Origin of the sequence: Amaricoccus solimangrovi (genome assembly GCF_006385685.1) — a bacterium.
GTDB classification, from domain to species: Bacteria; Pseudomonadota; Alphaproteobacteria; order Rhodobacterales; family Rhodobacteraceae; genus Amaricoccus; species Amaricoccus solimangrovi.
In genome coordinates, this window is the sequence record NZ_VFRP01000003.1 from 135,931 (window position 1) to 155,313 (window position 19,383).

20 protein-coding genes are annotated in these 19,383 nt (G+C 69.2%); 2 read left to right on the forward strand and 18 right to left on the reverse strand.

Features of this window, described 5'->3' with window-relative positions:
• Window positions 1–5: 5 nt before the first annotated feature.
• The 6 genes from FJM51_RS05250 to FJM51_RS05275 form a co-directional block, all read right to left on the reverse strand.
• Window positions 6–434, reverse strand: coding sequence for an NlpC/P60 family protein (locus tag FJM51_RS05250; RefSeq protein ID WP_140453069.1), 429 nt, complete (start codon window positions 432–434; stop codon window positions 6–8).
• Between the two features lie 46 nt (window positions 435–480).
• Complete coding sequence (locus FJM51_RS05255; RefSeq protein ID WP_140453070.1) at window positions 481–1,065, reverse strand: hypothetical protein; 585 nt, start codon at window positions 1,063–1,065, stop codon at window positions 481–483.
• A 110-nt stretch (window positions 1,066–1,175) separates the two neighbouring features.
• The gene (locus FJM51_RS05260) at window positions 1,176–2,066 is read right to left on the reverse strand and encodes a phage/gene transfer agent baseplate hub protein (protein WP_140453071.1); all 891 of its coding nucleotides are present in this window, start codon (window positions 2,064–2,066) and stop codon (window positions 1,176–1,178) included.
• Entirely contained in the window at window positions 2,063–2,698 is a 636-nt protein-coding gene (locus FJM51_RS05265; protein ID WP_140453072.1) for a DUF2460 domain-containing protein, read from the reverse strand. Before FJM51_RS05265 ends, FJM51_RS05260 begins: the two co-directional genes overlap by 4 nt.
• 13 nt (window positions 2,699–2,711) lie before the next feature.
• On the reverse strand, window positions 2,712–4,577 hold the full coding sequence (locus FJM51_RS05270) for a phage tail length tape measure family protein (protein WP_140453073.1): 1,866 nt from the start codon (window positions 4,575–4,577) through the stop codon (window positions 2,712–2,714).
• 137 nt (window positions 4,578–4,714) lie between these two features.
• Window positions 4,715–5,062, reverse strand: a complete 348-nt coding sequence (locus tag FJM51_RS05275; RefSeq protein WP_140453074.1) for a hypothetical protein — start codon at window positions 5,060–5,062, stop codon at window positions 4,715–4,717.
• A gap of 180 nt (window positions 5,063–5,242) precedes the next feature.
• Here FJM51_RS05275 and FJM51_RS05280 point away from each other — a divergent pair, with 180 nt between their 5' ends.
• The gene (locus FJM51_RS05280; protein ID WP_140453075.1) at window positions 5,243–5,842 is read left to right on the forward strand and encodes a hypothetical protein; all 600 of its coding nucleotides are present in this window, start codon (window positions 5,243–5,245) and stop codon (window positions 5,840–5,842) included.
• A gap of 65 nt (window positions 5,843–5,907) precedes the next feature.
• On the opposite strand, the gene FJM51_RS05285 is transcribed toward FJM51_RS05280, so the two are convergent.
• From FJM51_RS05285 to FJM51_RS23705, 7 genes are all read right to left on the reverse strand, one after another.
• The gene (locus tag FJM51_RS05285) at window positions 5,908–6,306 is read right to left on the reverse strand and encodes a hypothetical protein (protein WP_140453076.1); all 399 of its coding nucleotides are present in this window, start codon (window positions 6,304–6,306) and stop codon (window positions 5,908–5,910) included.
• Window positions 6,307–6,311: 5 nt separating this feature from the next.
• Entirely contained in the window at window positions 6,312–6,629 is a 318-nt protein-coding gene (locus tag FJM51_RS05290; protein WP_140453077.1) for a head-tail joining protein, read from the reverse strand.
• A gap of 1 nt (window position 6,630) precedes the next feature.
• The gene (locus FJM51_RS05295) at window positions 6,631–7,050 is read right to left on the reverse strand and encodes a hypothetical protein (RefSeq protein ID WP_140453078.1); all 420 of its coding nucleotides are present in this window, start codon (window positions 7,048–7,050) and stop codon (window positions 6,631–6,633) included.
• Window positions 7,051–7,125: 75 nt separating this feature from the next.
• Window positions 7,126–9,045 (reverse strand): phage major capsid protein, encoded by a 1,920-nt coding sequence (locus tag FJM51_RS05300; RefSeq protein WP_140453079.1) that lies wholly within the window; start codon window positions 9,043–9,045, stop codon window positions 7,126–7,128.
• An 11-nt stretch (window positions 9,046–9,056) separates the two neighbouring features.
• Window positions 9,057–10,598 carry a phage portal protein gene (locus FJM51_RS05305; RefSeq protein WP_140453080.1) on the reverse strand — a complete coding sequence of 514 codons (1,542 nt, stop codon included), beginning with the start codon at window positions 10,596–10,598 and terminating at the stop codon, window positions 9,057–9,059.
• Window positions 10,588–11,142, reverse strand: coding sequence for a hypothetical protein (locus tag FJM51_RS05310; RefSeq protein ID WP_140453081.1), 555 nt, complete (start codon window positions 11,140–11,142; stop codon window positions 10,588–10,590). Before FJM51_RS05310 ends, FJM51_RS05305 begins: the two co-directional genes overlap by 11 nt.
• A gap of 26 nt (window positions 11,143–11,168) precedes the next feature.
• Window positions 11,169–11,420 (reverse strand): hypothetical protein, encoded by a 252-nt coding sequence (locus tag FJM51_RS23705; RefSeq protein ID WP_181164450.1) that lies wholly within the window; start codon window positions 11,418–11,420, stop codon window positions 11,169–11,171.
• Between the two features lie 14 nt (window positions 11,421–11,434).
• Here FJM51_RS23705 and FJM51_RS05320 point away from each other — a divergent pair, with 14 nt between their 5' ends.
• A complete protein-coding gene (locus tag FJM51_RS05320; RefSeq protein WP_140453082.1) occupies window positions 11,435–12,451 on the forward strand; it encodes a LacI family DNA-binding transcriptional regulator in 1,017 nt (338 codons plus the stop codon).
• A gap of 56 nt (window positions 12,452–12,507) precedes the next feature.
• Here FJM51_RS05320 and FJM51_RS05325 read toward each other — a convergent pair whose 3' ends face one another.
• The 5 genes from FJM51_RS05325 to FJM51_RS05340 all read right to left on the reverse strand — a co-directional run bounded on the left by FJM51_RS05325 (window position 12,508) and on the right by FJM51_RS05340 (window position 19,383).
• A complete protein-coding gene (locus FJM51_RS05325; RefSeq protein WP_233712986.1) occupies window positions 12,508–13,359 on the reverse strand; it encodes a sugar ABC transporter substrate-binding protein in 852 nt (283 codons plus the stop codon).
• A 247-nt stretch (window positions 13,360–13,606) separates the two neighbouring features.
• Window positions 13,607–15,775, reverse strand: coding sequence for a terminase gpA endonuclease subunit (locus FJM51_RS05330; RefSeq protein ID WP_140453084.1), 2,169 nt, complete (start codon window positions 15,773–15,775; stop codon window positions 13,607–13,609).
• Window positions 15,768–16,517 (reverse strand): DUF1441 family protein, encoded by a 750-nt coding sequence (locus FJM51_RS23710; RefSeq protein WP_181164451.1) that lies wholly within the window; start codon window positions 16,515–16,517, stop codon window positions 15,768–15,770. Before FJM51_RS23710 ends, FJM51_RS05330 begins: the two co-directional genes overlap by 8 nt.
• Window positions 16,518–16,630: 113 nt before the next feature.
• Complete coding sequence (locus tag FJM51_RS23715) at window positions 16,631–17,230, reverse strand: hypothetical protein (protein ID WP_181164452.1); 600 nt, start codon at window positions 17,228–17,230, stop codon at window positions 16,631–16,633.
• Window positions 17,231–17,346: 116 nt separating this feature from the next.
• The gene (locus FJM51_RS05340; RefSeq protein ID WP_140453086.1) at window positions 17,347–19,383 is read right to left on the reverse strand and encodes a DNA primase family protein; all 2,037 of its coding nucleotides are present in this window, start codon (window positions 19,381–19,383) and stop codon (window positions 17,347–17,349) included.

The window sequence follows — 19,383 nt, forward strand, 5'->3', positions numbered from 1 at the left end:
GACTCCTACGGAGGGGAAATGGGGAAGGACGCGGCCCAGGCGATCCGCCCGGCCCAGCCAGCCAGCGGCACCTCGACCACGCCGAAGCGCTCGGTCGCGTGGATGAAGCGGCCGTTCTCGGTCAGAATGCCCGCGTGCGCCTCGCGCCCGCCGAGCCGGCGGATCGCGACGAGATCGCCGGGGCCGGCCTCGGCCGGGCGGCGCGGGATCATGTGCGCCTCGCCGAGCGCGATCAGCGCGCGCGGCCAGGAGGTCGGCCAGTCCGGCGACCAGGGCGGTGCCGGCGGCGGCGGCCGGCCGGTCAGCTCGGACCAGACGCCCCGGGCGAGGCCGACGCAGTCGCAGCCGATCCCGCGAAGGGCGGCGCCGGGGGCGTAGGGCGTGCCGAGCCAGCGGCGGGACGCTTGAACGACGTCGTTGCGTTTGCCGACCATGAAGGCATCCTGGAAGCTTTGCCGTGAGGCAGATTACAAGAGCCCGCTATGGTTCGCGAACCCGCCTGTCGCTCGAGGCACTCGCAAGGGTGTGCATGCCCCACAGTGCTTCCCATACATTGATGAACTCAAGTCCTTGCGCAATGAGTTGTTTAGGCGAAAAAAATATTCCGCCATCTATCATCTGGGTTTCAGCGTTGAATGTTAGCTTTCCGGTGGAAGCGGTTTTTGCCAAGCGAGACCAATATCCTATAATTGCCTTGTCAGGAGAAATTGAGATGGGTGTAAATTCTCCGTGTGCTAGGTGGTTTCTGGTCTCAATCGCATCAATCAATCTGTCGCGAATTGATGCCCACGACGATGCGAGCTCATCTCCTGACTCCCGAATTCGCATCCGGCTGTCAATCCAATCAAATCGAGCGCGAACGGATCCAATTTGCCAGTATGCAGTAATAGATTGCTGTGCATCTCTATCGTCAAGGTGGTTAAATAAAAAAAGTAAACCTTGTTCTATACCAGTAAATTGAGAAATTGCAAAGCCGTACGTCGCGTATTCACTTTTAAAACTATTGAATATTTTTAGCTTTCCTAGCTGCATTGGCGAATATTTTTCGTCGGAACTTGTTTGCACGTTCGTTACCTCATGGCCGCCGGCTCATAGTTGATTTGGGGTTGTGCGGCATCCCTATCTGGCGACATGAGGGCGTTCGTGGCAATTGTAGCGTTATTCGCGTGTCAGCCCTAACCTGCTAAGCCATGCCTCGGACCTCCATCCAGCCCCGCATGCCCCGCGACCGCGTATTCCGCCGCGAAGCCCTCGCCCGGCATATGCGGGAAGCCCCGGAAATTGTCGCCGTTGCCGAATTTCGCGCGGCAGGTCCCAAAGGACTTGTCGCAGCCGGCCGAGACGGTGAAGCCGTCCCCGACCGCGACCGGCGCCGGCGGATCGCGCCAGAGCGAGAGCGCGCGGCCGCCGGCGAGGGTGAAAGCACGAACCTCGGAAACCGCGCTGGCATTGGCGCCCGAGGTCCAGGTGAGAACCCCGCGCGCGAACCAGCCGCCGGCGAAGGCGCCGAGCCCCGAGACGCGGAAGCCGTCGCCGGTCAGCGCCGTGACGGCGCCCGCGCCAGTGACCGCGGGAAGCCCGAGCGCGACCTTGCAGCGCGCGTCGCCGAGCCGGGCCGAGCATTCGGGGGCGAACCGCCCGCCCGCCTTCGCGGCGAGCCGTGCCACGGCCGAGCGCAATTCGGCGCGGAATTCGACCTCGCCGCGCTCGACCTCGCCGATCGTGAAGTCGCCAATGAGCCGCCGCGCCGCGACGTCCCGCCAATTGACGTCATAGACGAGCACCCGAGCCCCGTCATAAAGGCCCCGGATCAGGTCGCGCGGCGTGATCCTGTCGGAGGCGAGCGCGCCGGCGACGTCCTGATCGTCCACCGCGAGCCCGAGGCTCGCCGAGACCTCGGACCCGGCGAGCGCGGCCCGCGCCTCGTAGGTCAGCCCGCCGAAGCTCAAGGGCTCGTCGTGATCGGTGAAGCCGAAGACGGTCCCGTCCGCCCGCTCGAGCCGCCAGCAGAGCGCCCGCGTGGTGGAGCCGGTGGCAAGATGCGCCTGGTACTCGGCTGCGCTCATTCGCGGACCTCGATCAAGGGGACCTCGGGGATCGAGCCGATCCCGCGGTCGCCCGCGAAAAAGGCCATGTCGATTGCGAGCGCGTCGGCCGCGAAGCGCGCCGGGACGTCGAACTCGAACCCGGCGCGGACCGCGACGCCCGGGCCGGGGGGCGTGGCGAAGGTGACAACCCCGGTCAGGTTGTCGACCGCCCAGCCGGCGCCGGTCATGGCGCCGTCCAGCGCCACCGTCACAGTGCCCGGAACCGGCTTGGTGATGTCGCGCCAGTAGGGCGAGAGGCTCCCGTATCGCTTGCGAAGCGGGAAGGCGACGGCCGCGCCGTCGCCGGTGCCGAGCAGCTGATCGGTCGCGGCCGGCGTCGCCGAGGGCGCGCAGCTCTTGAAGTCGGACCAGTCGCGGAAGCGGAAGGAATGGAGCGGCCCGCCCATTTCCTCGAAGAGCGCGAGCACGGCCGCGAGATCGTCGGCCGTCCTGATCCCGAGCCCGGCCTGCCAGGAGCGGCGCGAATGCTTCCACCGCGCGTTGCGTTCCTCGTAGCCCGAGCCGAGCGACGCGATATTCACCCGCCGCTCGGGTCCGCCCGAGACGCCCGCCGCGACGTCGCGCGGAAAGGAGAGGTCGAAGAAGGCCATTTGGTCGCCCCGGTCAGAGATTGCGCGAACCGCGCGCGACCGCGCGGGAGATCGTCGCGGCGACCTGCCCCCTCGAGCGGTCGAAGGCGGCAGGATTGGGCGTCTGGATATAGACGTTGGTGATCGCGCCCGAGCGCGTGTCGCCGCGCCGGTCGATCGAGACCCGTTCGCCGCGCGAGACGCGCATGACAGCGACGTTCCGATCGACCCCGCCGCGCCCGCCGACCTCGAAAGATCCGCCCGAGGCGAAGCCCGGGATCGCGGCGGAGGACCCGCCCCCGAATAGCCCCGAGACGAAGGAGCCGAGCCCCGACAGGAGCCCGCCCCCCGATGACCCGGGCGAGCCGCTCGATGACCCGAGCGCCTTCGCGGCCTCGGCGACGCGGGCGAAGGAATCGGAGACGATGGAATCGGCCATCTGGCCCGCGAGGTCGACCATGCGCGAGGTAAAGCCCCGGAAGCTGAAATCCCCGTCGCGGATCATGCTCCCGAGCGCCGAGCCGACGCCCGAGGCGAGATCCTCGAACCGCGCCCCGGCGGTTTCGGTCGCCGCGGTCACGGGATCGACCATCTCGCCCTTGAGGCGCGCCATGTGATCGGCGATCCCGTCGACCATGTCGGGGATGTAGGAATGCCCGACGACTCGATCGTAGAGGTCGAAGAAGGCATCTCCGACCGCGCCGACCTTCGCCGTCACCCAATCGAAGGCGGCGCCGAGTCTGCCGGTCAGCCATCCGACGATTTCCGCGACCGTCTTTTCGACCAGGGCCGCCGCCTCGGGGAAGACCGCCGCGAAGGCGTCGGTAAGGGCGTGCGCCGCGACCGCGACCGGGGCGAATGCCAGCTCGAGGCCCGAGAGCCCTTGCACGGTCGCGGCGAGCCAGTCGATCCCGGGCCTGATCTGATCCCAGAGGACCAGGACCCCGGCGCCGAGCGCGGCGACCGCGCCGATCGCGATCGCGGCCGGCGCGCCGATCGCCGCGACCCCCGCCACAAGCAGCCCGATCCCGGCCACGACCGGCCCGGCCGCGACCGCCAGCAGGCCAAGCAGCACGGTGAAGCGTTGAACCGGCGCGGGGAGCCCGGCGAAGGCGTTGACGATCCCTTGCAGCGCCCCGACCAGCGGCCGCGCGAGGTCGACCAGATTCCCGCCGACGATCTCTTTCAGGTCGCCCCAGGCGTTGCGGAACTGATCGAGGAAGCCGAGGCCCGAGCGCGCCGCCGCCTCCGCCTGCCCGCCGAACTGCTTTTCGAGCTTGGCCAGGATCATGCCTTGCGCGGTCGCGATCCGGCCCGTCGCGACAAGCTGCTTGATAACCTCTTTCTGATCGGCGGAGAACTGAATCCCCGCCTCGCCGAGCGCCGAGACGCCCGCGATCGGATCATTGAGCGCTTTGCCCACCATGATCGCCGAGCCCTTGAGGTCGGAGCCGAGCAGGGTGGACATGTCGAGCACGGCCTTTTGCGACCGCGCGAAGACCTCGCCCGAAATGTTCGTGAAGGTCAGAAGCTGCGCCGTCACGTCGCCCAAAATCGCCTCGTCGCCGAAGCGCGTCGCGTTCTGCAGCCCGCTCGCCATCCGGAAAAGCTGCTCGGCGGTGTAGCCCGCCGCGCCGCCGGTCGAGCGGATCGCGGTCTCGACCTTGGTTTGGGCCTGAATCTGCGTATCCCAGAGTTGAAGCGAGTCGCGGAAGGTCATCCCGAGCCCGAGCCCGGCGCCGGTCGCCGCGGCGAGGGCTTTAAGCTTCCGCGTCGAGCGGTCGATCCGCGCGCCGAGCCCGGCGAATGCGCCGTCGAGTCCCTTCACGTTGCCCCGGACCTTGGCGAAGGCGGCGGCGGTTTCGTCATTCGCCTTGATCCGAAAGAACAGGTCGCGCATGCGGGGTCATTCCTTCCGCGATAGGTAGGCCATCCAGCCGCGTATTTCCTCGGCGGGCAGGTCGAGGATCTCGCCGAGCGATTTGTGAAGCGCGAGGGCGAGGGCGTAGAGGTTGCGGGTTTCCTCGTCCCCCGCGATCAGTTTCCCAGCTCGTCCGCCTCGGTCGTGCCGAGCATGGCGCCGGCGATCCGCGCGATCACGACCGGCGCGACCTCGCCCTCGAGCGCGGCGAGCGTCGGGGCGGTATCCTCCAACAGCGGTTTCCCCTCGGCGTCGCGCGCGAACAGGATCACGGCCAGCGCCATCAGCCGCCCCGGATTGTCGGTCCCGGCGCGGGCGTTGAGTTTCTGACGCTGGCGGAGCGTGAGCGGCGAGAAATGCACCACGAGCGGCGCGCCGTCCTCGGCGGACCATTCGGGGATCTCGATCGTCTGATCGCGCATGCGGCCATAGTGCGCGCGGGCATGGGTGAGAATGTCGGACATGGGGTCTCCGGGGGTGTGAGGGGGAAATTCTCGCGCGGTGATCGGCTTGGCCGCGCACAGATCTGCGGGCCACTCTCCCCGATTCCGAGATCGGGGCGGTCGGATGTTTTCGTCGCCGAGAACAGTGGGCCGTGATATGTGGATCCGGTTATCGATAGTTCGCACCGGACGGATTAGACCATGAACATCACCGACGAAGCTCTGCGCAGTATAGAAGACCGCTTCGGATGGTGTTCAAGTTGGGCGATTTGGGCGGACCCGGATGGTACCGCCAAGAGTGGCATCGAGGATATTTCGGTATTCGACTTCCAGAAGCATCCTGACCATCGAGAAATAATACATTCTAGGTATTTTCTGGTCGGATTAAACGTATCTGGAGAAATAAATCGAGGCTCATTCTCAAATTTCCATAGCGATTCAAAAAGGTCTCAAGACTATAAGATGCGCCATGCCTTTCGAGGTACTCCGCTCTGGGGAGCCTATATGACGGACATCCTCAAGAATTTTCCAGAGATGAGCAGCGCGAAGGTGCGGGAACATGTTCGAAATAATCCTCAGACTCTAAAAGAACAATTCGAAAATTTCCAAGAGGAAATCGACATTCTTTGCGAAGAAAAGCCAAACATCATAGCGATGGGCGGCTTGACGTATGATCTATTGAGGAGCGGATTTGCCAATGAATATAGGCTTCTGCGCATAACGCATTATTCGCACTACATTTCTCCGAGCATGTATCGTCAGGAGGTGCACGACCGCCTTGGCCTCGAACAGGCTCATTAGCTCCGCGCGCACGGCGGCGTTCAGCGGGATCGCTGACGCGGCTCGCGGGAGATGGGAGGCAGAGCTCAGGCGACCGTATCGGTCGTGAGCGCCCCCTGGCCCTCGAAATTGAAGGTGATCGAGACGAAATCGCCTTTCGAGGCGGAGATCGGCCGGCCGGTGATGACCGCGTTGCCCGAGTAGTACGTCGCCCCGCTCGCGGTCGCGTGCGGATAGAGCGCGAGGGCGACGGTCGCGCCGACCGCGAGCGAGGTCTGCGCCGCGTCCTCGGGGTCGAGGTAGCATTCGACGCTCCCCGACCAGGAGCGCATGAGCGTTTCCGAGGTGGTGAAGGCGTCGCCCATCCCCCAGCCCTTGACGGTCTCGGCCTGCTCGTCGAGGGACCAGGATTGCACGGCCGCGACGGCGGCGGAGGTCCCGGCGCCGATCTTCACCGCGCCATTCTTGCCGGTATGGAAAGCCATAGGGATCAGGTCCTCTCAACGATCAGGCGGGCGAGCCCGGTTCCGTCCGGCTCGATGTCGCGGACGGTCCAGGCGACCCCGCCAAGGGTCAGCGTATCGCCGGCGGCGGCGCCCTCGGGCAGCGCGGCGGCGCGACAGGTGAAGCGCGGGGCGACGGTCGAGACGCCCGGCCAGTCGCCGAGCGGCGCGGTCTCCGCCTGCGCGGCGGAGAAGATCCCGGCGAGCGCGACCGCCGCGCCATCGTGCGCGTAGGTCCCGACCTCGCCGAAGTCCTCGGGATCGAAAAAGACGTCGAACTCGTCCTCGCCCTCGATCGCGGCCATCTCAGCCGCCCCGGGTCGCGGGCGCGGCGCCGATCCGCCGGTCGGCCGGCGGCGCGCCCGACCAGAGCGGCGGATAGGTCGCGACCGCCTGCCGTGGCCCGGGGGCGTAGGGGACAGGCCCGGCGGCGGGATCGGGATCGGGTGGATCGCTGCGAAGGACGCGGGCGGCGCGGATCGCCTCGAGCACGTTGTCGTCCCTTATCAGGTGATCGGCGGCGATCCGGGCGAGGTCGCGCAGCGGCAGGCCGTCGATCCGGTTTTCGACAAGGGCGAGCGCGACAAGGGCGAGCGCGCCGGCGGCGGTGTCGATCCAGAGCGGATCGAGCGCCGCGAGCCCGGGGACGAAATGCGCGGCGAGGCCGAGGATTCCGACCAGGACGGCGGCGATCTCGCGCCGGACGGTCGAGAAATTCGAGAGCATGGGGGCGAGCCCTCCGGAGCATGGAAGGGGGAGGCCCGCCCCGAAGGGCGAGCCGGATTGCCTCGCGGGCGGGCCTTACGCGATCGCGCGGCCGTAGCAGAACGACTCCGGATGCCGGATCGCGAAATCGACGTCCTGATGCGCGATCACGCGGACCGCGCCGGTCGCCGCCGCCGTGTAGGGGTCGACCGTCAGGTCGAGGCCCGACCACATGCCGATCACGAAATCGGCCCAGTTGCCGAGCCAGAGGTCGCCCGCCTCCGCCTGATTGGAGACGATCGAGCCGTAGCCGTTCACCAGCTTGTCGTCGCCCATGAGGAAGATCGGGTGGCCTGCGACCTTCGGGGTCTGCTTGAGGTAGCCGCGCAGGCCCGCGTTGAAGATATAGGCCATCGACTCGACGTCCGCGTCGTCGGCCGCGATGGCGGTTTCCATCGCGACCAGCTCCGCCCAGGTCGGCGCGCCGGCGGCGGCGAAGTCCACCGCGTTGATATTCGCGGCGTAGTCCTTGAGCCCGCTCGGCGCGTCGGTATCGGTCGAGCCGTTCATGGCCACGCCGTCGACCTCGAGCGCCACGCCCGTCACCAGGTCGCGGCGGACCATCGCCTCGACGTCGACGCTCGACTGCAGGAGCAGCTTGCGCGAGATCTCGGAGATCGCGCCGACCGTTTTCGGGGTCATCGTGACCTGATCGAAGGCCGCGCCCGACTGCGGCGGCGCGGTGTCCTCGCCGACCCAATAGGCGGTGGCGCCGCCGGTCTGGCGCGGGATCGCGACGTTCCCCGAGAGCCCGCCGAGCACGGTCGGATTGGCGCGCATGATCGCCGACTTCCGCCGCAGCAGGTCGATGAACGAGCCCGTGAGCAGCTCGGTCGCGACGGTGGCGCCGCCCGCGCTCGCGGTGCCGGCGGTCAGGTCCGCCGCGCGCTTGCCGGCGGCGAAGTCGGCCCGGCTCAGGACGTCCGCCGGGACCAGCAGGCCCTTGGGCGTGGTGCGCGACCGCTCGGCCGCCGCTTCCGAGACCTCGATCTCGAAGGCCGCCGCCGCGCGCGCCCGCGCGTCGGTCGGCGCCGCGAGATAGTTGATCGCATTCACCAGCGAATAGCGCCGCGCCTCGCGCTCGGTCAGCCCGACCTTGGCGGCGGTGTCGCGGATCGCGGTCTGATCGCCCGAGCCGAGATGGTCCAGAACCTTGCGCTGGAACTCGGCGACCGGCGTTCCGGCGTCGATCGCGCGCTCGACCTCGGCCTCGGGCAGCTTGAACCGGCGGCCGAGCGCGGAGATATCGCGGATGCGCGCGCGCTCCGGGCCGACCTGATCGGGCGCCGTTGCCTCGGCGGCGCGGGTCGCGACGGTCTCGGCGGCGGCGGGAATGGTCTCGGTGGTCATGCGGTCCCCTTCGAGGGTGAGAGTGATGGTGTCAGTCGAGGCGGCGCGGCCAATGCCCACCGTCTCGTCGGCCGGCATCGCGACGAGCGAGATTTCGAGCGGGGTCCAGCGCGTCGCGCGGAAGACCGGGATCCCGTCGCGCTCGCCGGCGCGTGTCGCGCGGTCGATCCGGTAGCCCACGGAAACGCCGGTGATCTCGCCGTCGCGAACCCGGGCGAGGATCTCGGCCGCCCGCGCGCTTTTTCCGAAGCGCACGACAGCGATCCCCCGCCCGCCCTCGATCCCGGCGGATTCCACCGTTCCGACCTGATCCGCGAGCGAGGCCCGGTGATCGGTCAGCAGCGGCATGACGCCCGCCGCGAGACGACTGAGGTCGACCTCGCCCGCCCCGTGCCCGAGGATCTCGAGCCCGAAGTCGCGCGCGACCGGAAGCTCGGACGAGAAGGACAGCCGCAGCCGCCTTTCGGCCGGGTCATCGGCGCCGGCCAGGTCAGCCGGGTCATCGGCGGCCCCGGGGCCATCGGCTTTGGCCGGGGCGGCCGGGTCATCGGCGCGCAGGATCCCGCCCGCCCGGTAGAGCCGGGCGGGGATGCTGATCTCAGCCAAATCGAAGTCTCCTATTCTTCGGGCGGCGTGATCGGCTCGGCCGGGTCAGCGGGCGCGGCCGATGACCCGGCCGCGCCGGTCAGGACGGCGGGGATCGGGACCCCGGCCTCGCGGAGCATGGCGATATCGGCGGCGAGCCGGCGGACCATGCCCTCGAAATCCTCGCCGCGCTCGGCGACGATCTGGCTCGGCGCCTTGAGCCCGTTGCGAAGATCCGCCTCGTTCGCCGCCGCGTCATCCTTCGGATTGACGCTCGGCCAGGACCTCGGCCGCCAGAGCGCCGCGTCGAATTTGTCGATCTTGACGAGCGGCAGCCCGGCGGCGGCGAGGCCGAAGGGAAGCCAGCGGCGGAACACTTCCGCGTGCAGCGTCTCGGCCACGTCGCGTTGAAACATCCGCCATTCGTCGCGTTCCTCGCCGCGCCCGTCGCGTAAGGACGAGAAGTTGGCGCCTTCCATGTCAGAGGTGAGGCCCGCGTAAGAGACCCCGAGCCCGGCCGCGCCGCCCCGGAGCATCGCCTTGTTGAACGCGGGCATTTCCCCATCGGGATAATTCGGCGACCAGTTGGCGATATCGACCCCGGGCGGAAGCATCGCCGTCATGCCCGGCGTGATCTCGTCGGGGATCTCCGCCGCGTCCGGCGCGCCGATCGGGGAATCGTCCGCCTCCTGCTTGAAGAAGGCCGCGACCGCCGCGCCATAGTGCGCGGCCGCGAGGGCCGATTCCTCGTAGCGCGCGAGCATGTTGAACCGCCGGAGCGCCGTGTGAGACTGCGGAACTCCGAATTCCTGCCCGGCCTCGTTCGGGCGCCATACGTGAACGATATCCTCCGCCGCGACCCGGACCCGCCGGCGCCGGCCGATCCCCTGCGCCTCGGACGGGTGCGCGGTCCAGAGGTGATAGGCGAGCGGCCGGCCGAAGCCGTCGCATTCGATCCCGCCCCGGACGAAACGCCCGTCGCGGAGGTCCTCGGAATGGTCGAGGTCGAGCAGGTCGAAACTGATCGGCGCGACCTGAAACCCGAACGGGCCGAAGCCCGGCCCGCGATGGACGCGGAGCAGGCAGTTGCCCTCGCGCGCGACCATGGTCGCGGCGATATTCTCGATATTCCACCAGGAGAGCCGCCCGCAGGGCGTCACGCTCCCGCGCCGGCCCCAGCGCGTCCAGGCGGACTCAATGCGGTCATTCGCAACCCTGTCATTCGCGCCGCCCGGGTCGCGAACGTCCATTTGCAGCGCGATCCCGGCCCGGCCGATCACATGCCGGCGGACCATCATTTCATAGGATCGCACGTAGTCGATATTTTGCGCGGCGTAGCGGGCATGCGCCAGCAGCCCGCGCAGGTCGCGCCGCGTCTCGTCCCGGCTCGAAACCCCGACCCCGGCGAAGAAACCGGAGGTGAGCCGCCCCGGCCGCGCCGCCTTGAAGGCGCGGGCGGCGGGCGCGGCGACCGGCTCGGGGGCCTCGGCGGTCAGGGCCGGCGGGGTCCGGGTCATCGGCGCCAGGCTCGGCGCGGCGCGGCCGAGGCGCCACCATTCGCGCTTAGACGTCATCGGCGAACCTCATCGGGCGATAGCTGATCGGGCCGCTCCCGTCCTCGCGGCGGACGATCGCGGCGTAGCGGGTGCGCGCCGCCATCAACTCGGGAAGCGGAATGCGGCTGATCGTCCGGCCCTCGATCGCGTAGCTTTGCGCGTCTTTCGTCACCTTGCCCGCGATCGTCGCGTCGATCGCCTCGAGGATGCGCCGCGCCGCCGTGCGCGTGTCGCCCGAGGCCAGCGGATCGGCGAGGACCTCGAGCACGCCCGAGGCGAGCGTCGCGCGGAGGTCGAGCGCGAGATCCGCCGCGACCAGCGACCAGCGCCAGCGCCCGGGGGCGAGGCTCGCGGTCGCTGTCGCGCCGAAGCGGAAGGCGACCGCGACCGGGCTTGGCGCCTCGGCCTCGATCGTCACGACCGCGCCGCCCGAGAGCGGCGCCAGCGCGTAGGAGAGGACGAATTGCGCGGAAGGATAGTCGGCGGGATCGGCGATTTCCCATACCCAGGAATCGCCGGCGGTCAGGCGCGCCGGCGGCGCGCAGGGCGTGGAAACGGCCATCAAGCCCCCATGCGGGAAAGGGTGGATCAGCGCCACGCGAAGATCGCGGCGAGGGCGCGAAGGAAGGCGGCGATCTCGCCCGGGGAGGCGGCGGGCGGCGCCGGCGGCGCGGCCGGGGCCGGCGCGGCGGGATCAGGCCGGCCGCCGAGGCGTCGCCATTCGTCAAGCGCCGCGTTGGCGTCGGGGTCGATCAACGCCAAGAGAACGGACCAATCCGGACGGGTCTCGTCTTGCTTGGCCGGTTGGCGCCAGACTAGCTTCCCGAAGAAGTGTTTCACCGGAGCATGTCCTCGTGCGAAAGCCGACTCTCGCCGATATTGCGCGGAAAGCGGGGGTCGGAACCGCGACGGTCGAACGTGTCCTGAACGGCCGAGGGGGCGTACGTCCGGCAATGGCGGAGCGGGTGATCACCGCGGCCCGCGCGCTCGGATATTCGCGGCGCCTGCCCGAGGTACATCGAGGTCTCGTCCGGATCGAGATCATCTTCGCCCGTCCCGAGACGGCGCTGTTCCGCCGGCTCACCCGCGCATTCGAGCGGATCAGTGCGACACTCGATCCGATTGTTCGGATACATCGCACCTTTGCAAAAGAGAATGATCCGGCGGGCACGGCCGCCTTGATCGCCTCAAGGGAACATCGCCGAGCGGGGCTGATCCTAGGCGTACCCGATGATCCGCTCATCCGCGCCGCCGTCGCTGAGAGCGCGCCGGAACTCCCGCTCATTCATGTCGTGACACGCGCGCATGACACGATTGGCGATCTGGTTGGGATCGACAACTACGCGGCCGGCCGCTCGGCGGCGATGTTCATTTCGCGGATGCAGACCCGGCCCGGCAACGTCATGGCGATCTGTCATCCGATTTACCATGTCCACCGTGAGCGGATGCGCGGCTTCTCGGATTATTTCGCCGAGCATCCTCGCGCGGATCTCGCCTTCTCGTGGACCGCTTTCGGACGTGACAATCCGGAAACCGCGAGCGAGCTGCTGTTTCAGGCTTTGCGCGCCGATCCGGGTCTGGCGGGTCTCTACAATGTCGGCGCGGCGAACCCCGCGCTGATCGACCTCCTGCGCCGCGCACCCCGCCCTGGCCTGTTCTACGTCGGCCACGAACTGACCGAGTTCACGGCCGCCGCGCTGCGGGATGGGGTCATGCATGTGGTTCTCGATCAGGCGCCGGAAGCCCAGGCGCGGCGGGCGATTGACCTGATGATGAATCGCCTCGGGCTGCTGGATATTCCCCCCGACACGGCGCCGATCCAGTTCATCACCCTTACCGCGGAAAACGTACACCGGGTTCAACGATCCTGACACGCGAAACGCCCGGCCAAGGCCGGGCGCCGAATTCGGTCTTTACATTCCGGGGTTCAATTTCGGGTTTCGTATTCCCGCATGTTCTCGGGCGTGACGAGTTCGAAAGGGACGTAAGTCTTTTGCTCGACCGGCTCGCCGTCGATCAGCCTTAGCGCCACATCGATCGCGGTATTGCCTTGACCGAAAGCGTCCTGGAATACCGTGACGTCGAGGTCTCCCTCCTTCATCGACACGAGCGCCTCCTTGGTCGCGTTGATCCCCGCGATCACCAGAGGTTGCGGATCCTGTCCCGCCGCGCGGATCGCCTGGATCGCGCCGATCGCGGATTCGTCGCCATTGGCGATGATCGCATCGACCTGAAGCCCGTTGGAGAGCCAGTTCGTCATCAGGTCGTAAGCCTCGATCCGGGTCCAGTTCGCGCTCTGTTCGGCGGCGATCTCCATCCCCTTGCACTCGCCGGTACCGATCACGTCATGAACGTCCTGCGTGCGCTGGCGCGCCGCCTGGTTTGAGAGCTCCCCGACAATGACCGCGACCTTGCCCTTGCCGCCGAGCAGTCGGCAGACCTCCTTCGTCTGCAGCGTGCCGGACTCCACTTCGTCGGAGGCGACGAAGGCCTGATCGGACGGCAGTTCATCGACGTTTACCGGCTGGCGGTTGACGTAGACCAGCGGGATCTTCGCATCCTCGGCGAGTTGAGTGAGCGCCTGGGTTCCGTCCGTGTCGACCGCGTTCACGATGATCGCATCGACCCCGAGCGCGATGAAGTTCTGCACCTGACTGAGCTGGCGCTGAACATCATTCTGCGCATCCTCCATCTGCAGCGTGACGTCGCCCTTTTCCTTCGCATAGTCGATCATGCCGTTGCGCAGCACGGTCAGGAAGCTGTCATCGAAAGCCGCCATGCTGACTCCGATCTCGGCCGCGCCGGCGGCGGACGAAATCGACAGGCAGAGAGCGGTCACTGCGAGCGTCGGGTATCTCAAAGCGTATCCTCCGGTGTTTCTCAGGGGCATCTTCGGGTTGTTTTCGTTGATCGCGGGGTCGATGCTCGCCGCAACGGTTACTGCGCCCCCTGAAATCTCACAACATAGCTGTTGATCAAATTTGATCAGTGCTTCGAGCGAGACAGCTTCGGGATCAAGGCGTGGATCACCATCCCGAAAAGTCCGCCCGGCGCCCCGGCCGGCGTTTCCAGTTGCCGGGCGCGCGCCCGGGCGCCTTCCCCCCGGGCGCGGGCGGCGGTTCCGCCAGCGGCGGCGCCTCGTCCGCGCCCGGGGCCTCGCCCGCGCCCGCCGCGCCATCGGGCGCGGGGGCGGAGACGATCGCGAAGGCATTGCCGGGGCCGAGGACCGCCCAGGGCGGCGGCCGGTCCCATGCGATTTTCTCGGCGCCGAGCACGATCGCGAGCGCCAGCGCGTAGACGGAGAGATCGAGCGCCTCGTTCCGCCTGACGCCCGGCCGCTTGTCCCAGCGCCCGGTCGCGTCGCGGCGCTCGGCCGCGTATTCCGCCCAGATCTCGGCCGGCGCGGCCTTCGGGACCAGCAGCGCCCGCTCGCCTTCCGCGCCGCGCGTGAGACTCGCCGAGATCTCGTCCTTGAGCCGGTCCGTCGAAGCCCAGATCAGCCGGACGTCGCGGGCGACGTGCCGCTTGCCCTTGTGGGCGGTCTCGGGCGTGGAGACCTCGGCGCGCTTGGCCCGCGCGCCCCCCTTTCCCCGCACCAGGTGGAAGCGGCGCGGGTGCGAGATCCGCGCCTTGCGCCAGAAGGCGTAGGCGTTCGGCGTCACGCCCGCCTCGCCGCCGGCGTCGATCACGATCGCCAGCGGCCGCAGCCGCCAGGCCCCCCCGAAGACCGGCCAGGAGCGATCGGCGAGGCCGAGCAGCGCGGCCCAATCCTCGGGCCGGCGCGCCGGGTCGATCCGCCGCCCCTCGCGGTCCGGCGCCCCCTCCGGAGGCTCGAATATGTCGAAACGGTCGATAACCGTTCGCTCGAGCCCCTCGCCCCAAGCCTCGACCTGCGCGACGAAGCGCCCCGGCTGCACGTCGACCGCGACGGTCAGGAACCGCGTGGCCTGCGGCGCGATCCGCCAGGGCCGATCGACCGCCAGCGCGCGAAGCCCCGCCTCGTCCAGCCCCGCGCCCGCGCTCGCCGCGCGGCTCAGATAGGGCAGGCCGAGGTCGAGATTGACCGCGGCGCGCAGGAGCGTCTCGTCGCCGGTCGCCTCGAATTGCGCCTCGCCCTCGAGGAAGCGCGTCACGATCTGCGCCCAACTCGCCAGCGCGGCGGCCGGGCCTTGCAGCCAGTAGGACACGATCGCCGCGCGCCGCGTGAGCGGGCCGAGCGGGGCGACCTCGCCCCCGGCGGTCTCATGCAGCCAGCGGCCGCGCCGGTTGAGCCCCGCCTTAGCGCCATGTTCGATCACGCCGCCGCAATGCGGGCAGACCATGTAGGCCACGGCGCCGCGCTCGGCCGGGGTCCCCTCGGCCGGATAGTGCAGCCGCTCGAAAGCCGGCTCGAATTCGACCTCGCAGGACGGGCAAGGCCAGTACCAGCGCGCCCGTGTCCCCTGATTGTAGAGCCCGAGAATGCCGTCGCAGGGCGGAGCGTCGTGCGGCGTCTCGGGTTTCCAGCCCTCCCTTGCGATCGGAAAGCCCGGCGAGGCTTCCGCGACCGTCATCCCGCGCGAGCCGCTCGATTGCGTGCGCTTGCGCGCCAGCGCGAAGGCCGAGCCCTCGCCGCCGAGATCCGCCGGCATCCGGTCGTAATCGGTCAGCAGCACGAGCGGGATCGACCGCGCGGAAAGTTGCGTCACGACCGGCCATCCGATCGTCAGCCGCGCCCCGGCGGCGAAACGCTTGTCGAAGGTCGAATCCGCCCCCTTGCCCTTCGCCGCCCGCGCGCCGAGCTCGGGCGATCGCCGGATCAGCTTGTCGACCGTCTCGATCGAGAACTCGCGCGCCGCCGCCTGCGTCATGTGCACGACATGCACCAGGCGCGGCGCGGCCAGGATCGCATGCGCGATCGGATTGAGGATCAGCGCCTCGGTTTTCGAGGACCGCGCCGGGCCGGCGAAGGCGAGCGCCTCGAAACGGCGCGATCCGACCATATCCATCGGCTCGACCATGTAGGGCGCAACGTCATTGCGCCACGGGACCCAATGCCCGCCCGCCTCGACCATGCGCCGGGCCGCCGCCTCGGAAATCGAGATCCGCGCCGGCGGCGCCAGCGCCGGAAGCGCGGCCCGGACGACCTCGCCCGCCGAGCGGAGCGGAGGCAGCGCGGCCCCGGGCCGGAAGCGAAGCGGGCGATCTTCAAGCAAGGCGGTCTCCCCCCGAGGTCATGCGGTCGAGGTCATTCGGGCCGAGGTCGTTCGGCGGACAGAGATCGAGGGCGGCGGCGCCGTCCTCTCCGGTCCCGCGCCCCGCGCCGAACAGGTCCGCGATCCGCCTTCGGGCGCCCTCGAGGATGTCATCGCAAATCATCTGCGCCGCCTCGACGCCCGCGCCGTCGAGCCCGAGGTCGCGGGCGAGCCGGTCGGGCGCCGCGTCGAGCCCGTCGCGGATCTCGGCGAAGACCGCCTGCAAGGCTTCCGCGACCTCGGCGGCCGCGATCAGCTCGCCCCGCGCCCGCGCGGCATCGGTCCAGGCCTTTTCGAGTTGCAGCGTCTCGATCGCGTCGCGCCTGGAAAGCCCGGGCTCGGCCCCCGGCGCGACCGTGCCGCCGGTCAGCGCGAGCCGCAGCTGCTGCGTCGCGTCCTCCGCCGCGAGGCGGGCCGTGCGATCGTCGGCCTCGCGCTTTCGCATCCAGGCGAAGCAGAGCGACAGGCGAAACTGATAACTCCGCCCGTTGGTCCCCTCGACCTCCACCGGAAGCCCGAGCCGGCGCCAGTTGGCGAGCGTGGTCTGCGAGGTGTCGAGCGCGTCGGCGAGCTGGTACTGGTTCACCACCGCGTCCGGCACCCCGGCCGGCAACGGATAGCGCGCCGTCAGCGCGCCTTCCTCCGCCGTGAGCGCCCGAAGCGGCCCGCCCGCGCCGTCCTCCCCGAGCGTCCGATCCGTCACGAGTCCAACAACCTCAACCGATAAGCCGCCCAGCTCGGCGCCAGACTTCGCGAACCAAACGCGGCCGCGAATATCCCCGCGCGCGATCCCGGCGGAAGGACCCGCGCCGCCGTCTAGCGCCGCGCCGTGGCCCAGGCGCGGCGGAACGCGCGCTCGAGGGCGATCGGAAAATAGGCCCGCGCGGTCTTCTCGGCGTCGACGCCGAAGCGCAGGCGCGGCGTGTAATGCGCGACCGGCTCGAAGGCCGCGAGCATCCGCAGCCGCCCGGCCTTGAGGCGCTGATAGAGCCCGGCCGGCAGGCGCGTGCCCGGCGCCGGGGCGAAGGTGTCGGCCCGGGCGCGCGCTCGTGCCAGCGCGTTGCGCGGCATGCCGCCGTGGCGATCGAGCCGGATCCCGACCGGGACCGGGATCGCCTTCCTCGCCGGCTTGCGTTCGCCGCCCCGCTCGGCCCAGGCGAGATAGCCGGCCTGCCGGTCCCTGAAGAACACATCCGCCCAGAGCCGCGCCTTGCCGGCCCGGAACACCGCGAGGCCGCGCCGGGTGAAGGGCGTCGGCCGGTCGAGCCGCTTCTCGAGCGCGCGCCCGGCGTTGTCGGCGATCGCCCGCGCGGTCTCGTTCAGCGCCGAGGCGGTGGCGAAGGGCAGCTGGCGTCGGGCGAGGTCGGAGAGATCGCGCTCGAAGCCGCGCAGGTTGTGCTCGAAGGAGACGTGCATGGAACCTCGCAGGAAACCGGAGCCTTGGAACGAGAGCCGCCGCGCTCGGGTCCCGGGGAACGGGCCGAGGCGCGGCGGAAGTCGATACAACCTTGGGAGGATATTATGGGCGCAAATCACGACCATGCCGCGTAGGTGCAGCCTCCGCGTGATGTTGTCAACGGTTTTGTGCGGCGCGCGTTGAAACCCCGTCCGGCAAGGCCCGCGCCATGCGATCGAAAGCCGCCAGCGCGGCGCCTCTCAGCGCCGCTTCCCGCGCGGGCGACCGCTTGAGGCCGAGCCCGGCGAGAATGCGCGGCAGCGAGAGGCCACCGACCACGATCGCGCGGATCAGGTCGCGGGTCGCGATCGAATCGCCCTCGCGGGTGACGCGGACGAAGTCGCGCCCGATCGCCGCCTCGAGCGCGCGGAGCCTCTCGGCCCAGATCAGCGCGCCGAACTGGCGCCCCTCGGCCGAGGCGCGGCCGCCGCCGACTCGCTCCGCCGCGAAGTCGCCCGAGGTTCCTCCGACCGTCACGATCTCGACCGCGAGCGCGTAGGTCGCCGCCGCCTCGCGCCGGTGCCGGTCGAGCGAGGCCAGGAGGGGTGAGCCCGGGCGGCGGTTGACGCGGGCGACCAGCTCGACAGCCTCGCCGCCGTTCTCGCCCTCGCGGAGGAACGTCTCGCCAGTCGCACCACTCCGAGTAGACCCGGAAGAAGGCCGAGGACCTGATCCCGGGTCCGGCCGCGTCGGACCGGCAGCAATCCTTGATGAACTCGCCGATCGGGTCCGCGTGCTCGAGCAGCGAATCCTTCAGCGCGCGCATTGCCTCGGGTGGGTCGATTCCGGGCGGCGCGCCGATCCCGGCGTCTGCCCGCTCGCGATAGGCCCGCCAGCCCTCGAGCATCCAGTTGAGGACGCCCGGCCCCTCGGCCTTCAAGGCCCGCTCGACCTCGATCGGCGAACGGCGCCTGTCCTCGGGAAGCGCGCGCAGGTTGACCTCGAAGGGAATGAACACCAGCCGCCGCCGCGTGCCCTCGTCCTCGTTCTTGATCCGGGGCGTCCGGTTGAACGAGAGGATCGGGAAGGCGGTCGGGCGGTAGTAGAACTGCCCTTGATTGAGCCCGCGCGCCGGGCGCGGGTCGCCCCCTGTCAGAGCCTTGATCCGCTTCGCGCTCAGCTCGTCGGTCGGGTCCGGCTCGGAGGCGATCAGCGCCCGCGCGCCCGGAATATCGACTTCCTCGGGCGTCGCCTTCCCCGCGCTTTCGTTCGCGGTCGCGAGGAACAGTTCGATCTTGCACGGGACCGCGTAGCCGCCCGACTCGCCCAGCACATGCGCGATCATGTTGACCGCCGTCGACTTGCCGTTGCCGCCCGAGCCCCGGAACAGGAAGGCGCATTGCGGTTCATTCCGGCCGAACAGCGTCGCCCCCATGCTGCGATGAAAGCAGGCCCGAACCTCGGGATCGGGCAGCACCAGCTCGAGGAAGGCGCGCCATTCCGGGCAGTCGGCCGCCGGATCGTATTCAACGCCCGCGCATTTGGTCGGGAGCGACTCGCGATCGTGCGGCTTGAGCCAGCGCGCCCGCGCCTCGACCAGCGCGGCGCGGCCCAGCTCGGGCTGGAGATCCGCGTAAGCCGCCGCGCGGAGGTCGATCCGGCCATTCGGCACGGTAAACGACCAGGGATCGGCGTCGAGCGTGTCGATGGCGACGCGCAGCCGGTGGCGCAGGACCTTTAGAGCCTTCTCCATCTTGTCGACATTCCCGCATTTGACCGCGTGCTTACGCAGCGCCAGCCAGCCCTCCGCGCGAAGCGCCTTGAGCGCCTCGGCCGGATCCTTCACGCGCGGCGCGTTGCTGCTCGGCTGAATTGCCATCCGCCGGGCGATGGCGATTTCATCGAAATCGGCGCGCCACGCCTTTTCCGCGTCCGCGTTCACGAGGGCTTGCAGTTCCTCCGCGATCGCAGCCGCGCGGAGGTCCCCATCCGAGAAGTCGAAGCGGGCGCCATCCCAGATCCCCCAGCCCTTGCCGCCTACGAAGATCATGCGCTCGCCATGGGCCGCCGCGAGCCGGTCCGCGTTCCATCGGTCGTTCTCATCCCCGGCGACGAAGGCCGGCGCCGGCTCCCCGTCCGGGGGGAGCCCCATCAATTCGGAAATCAGGCTCAT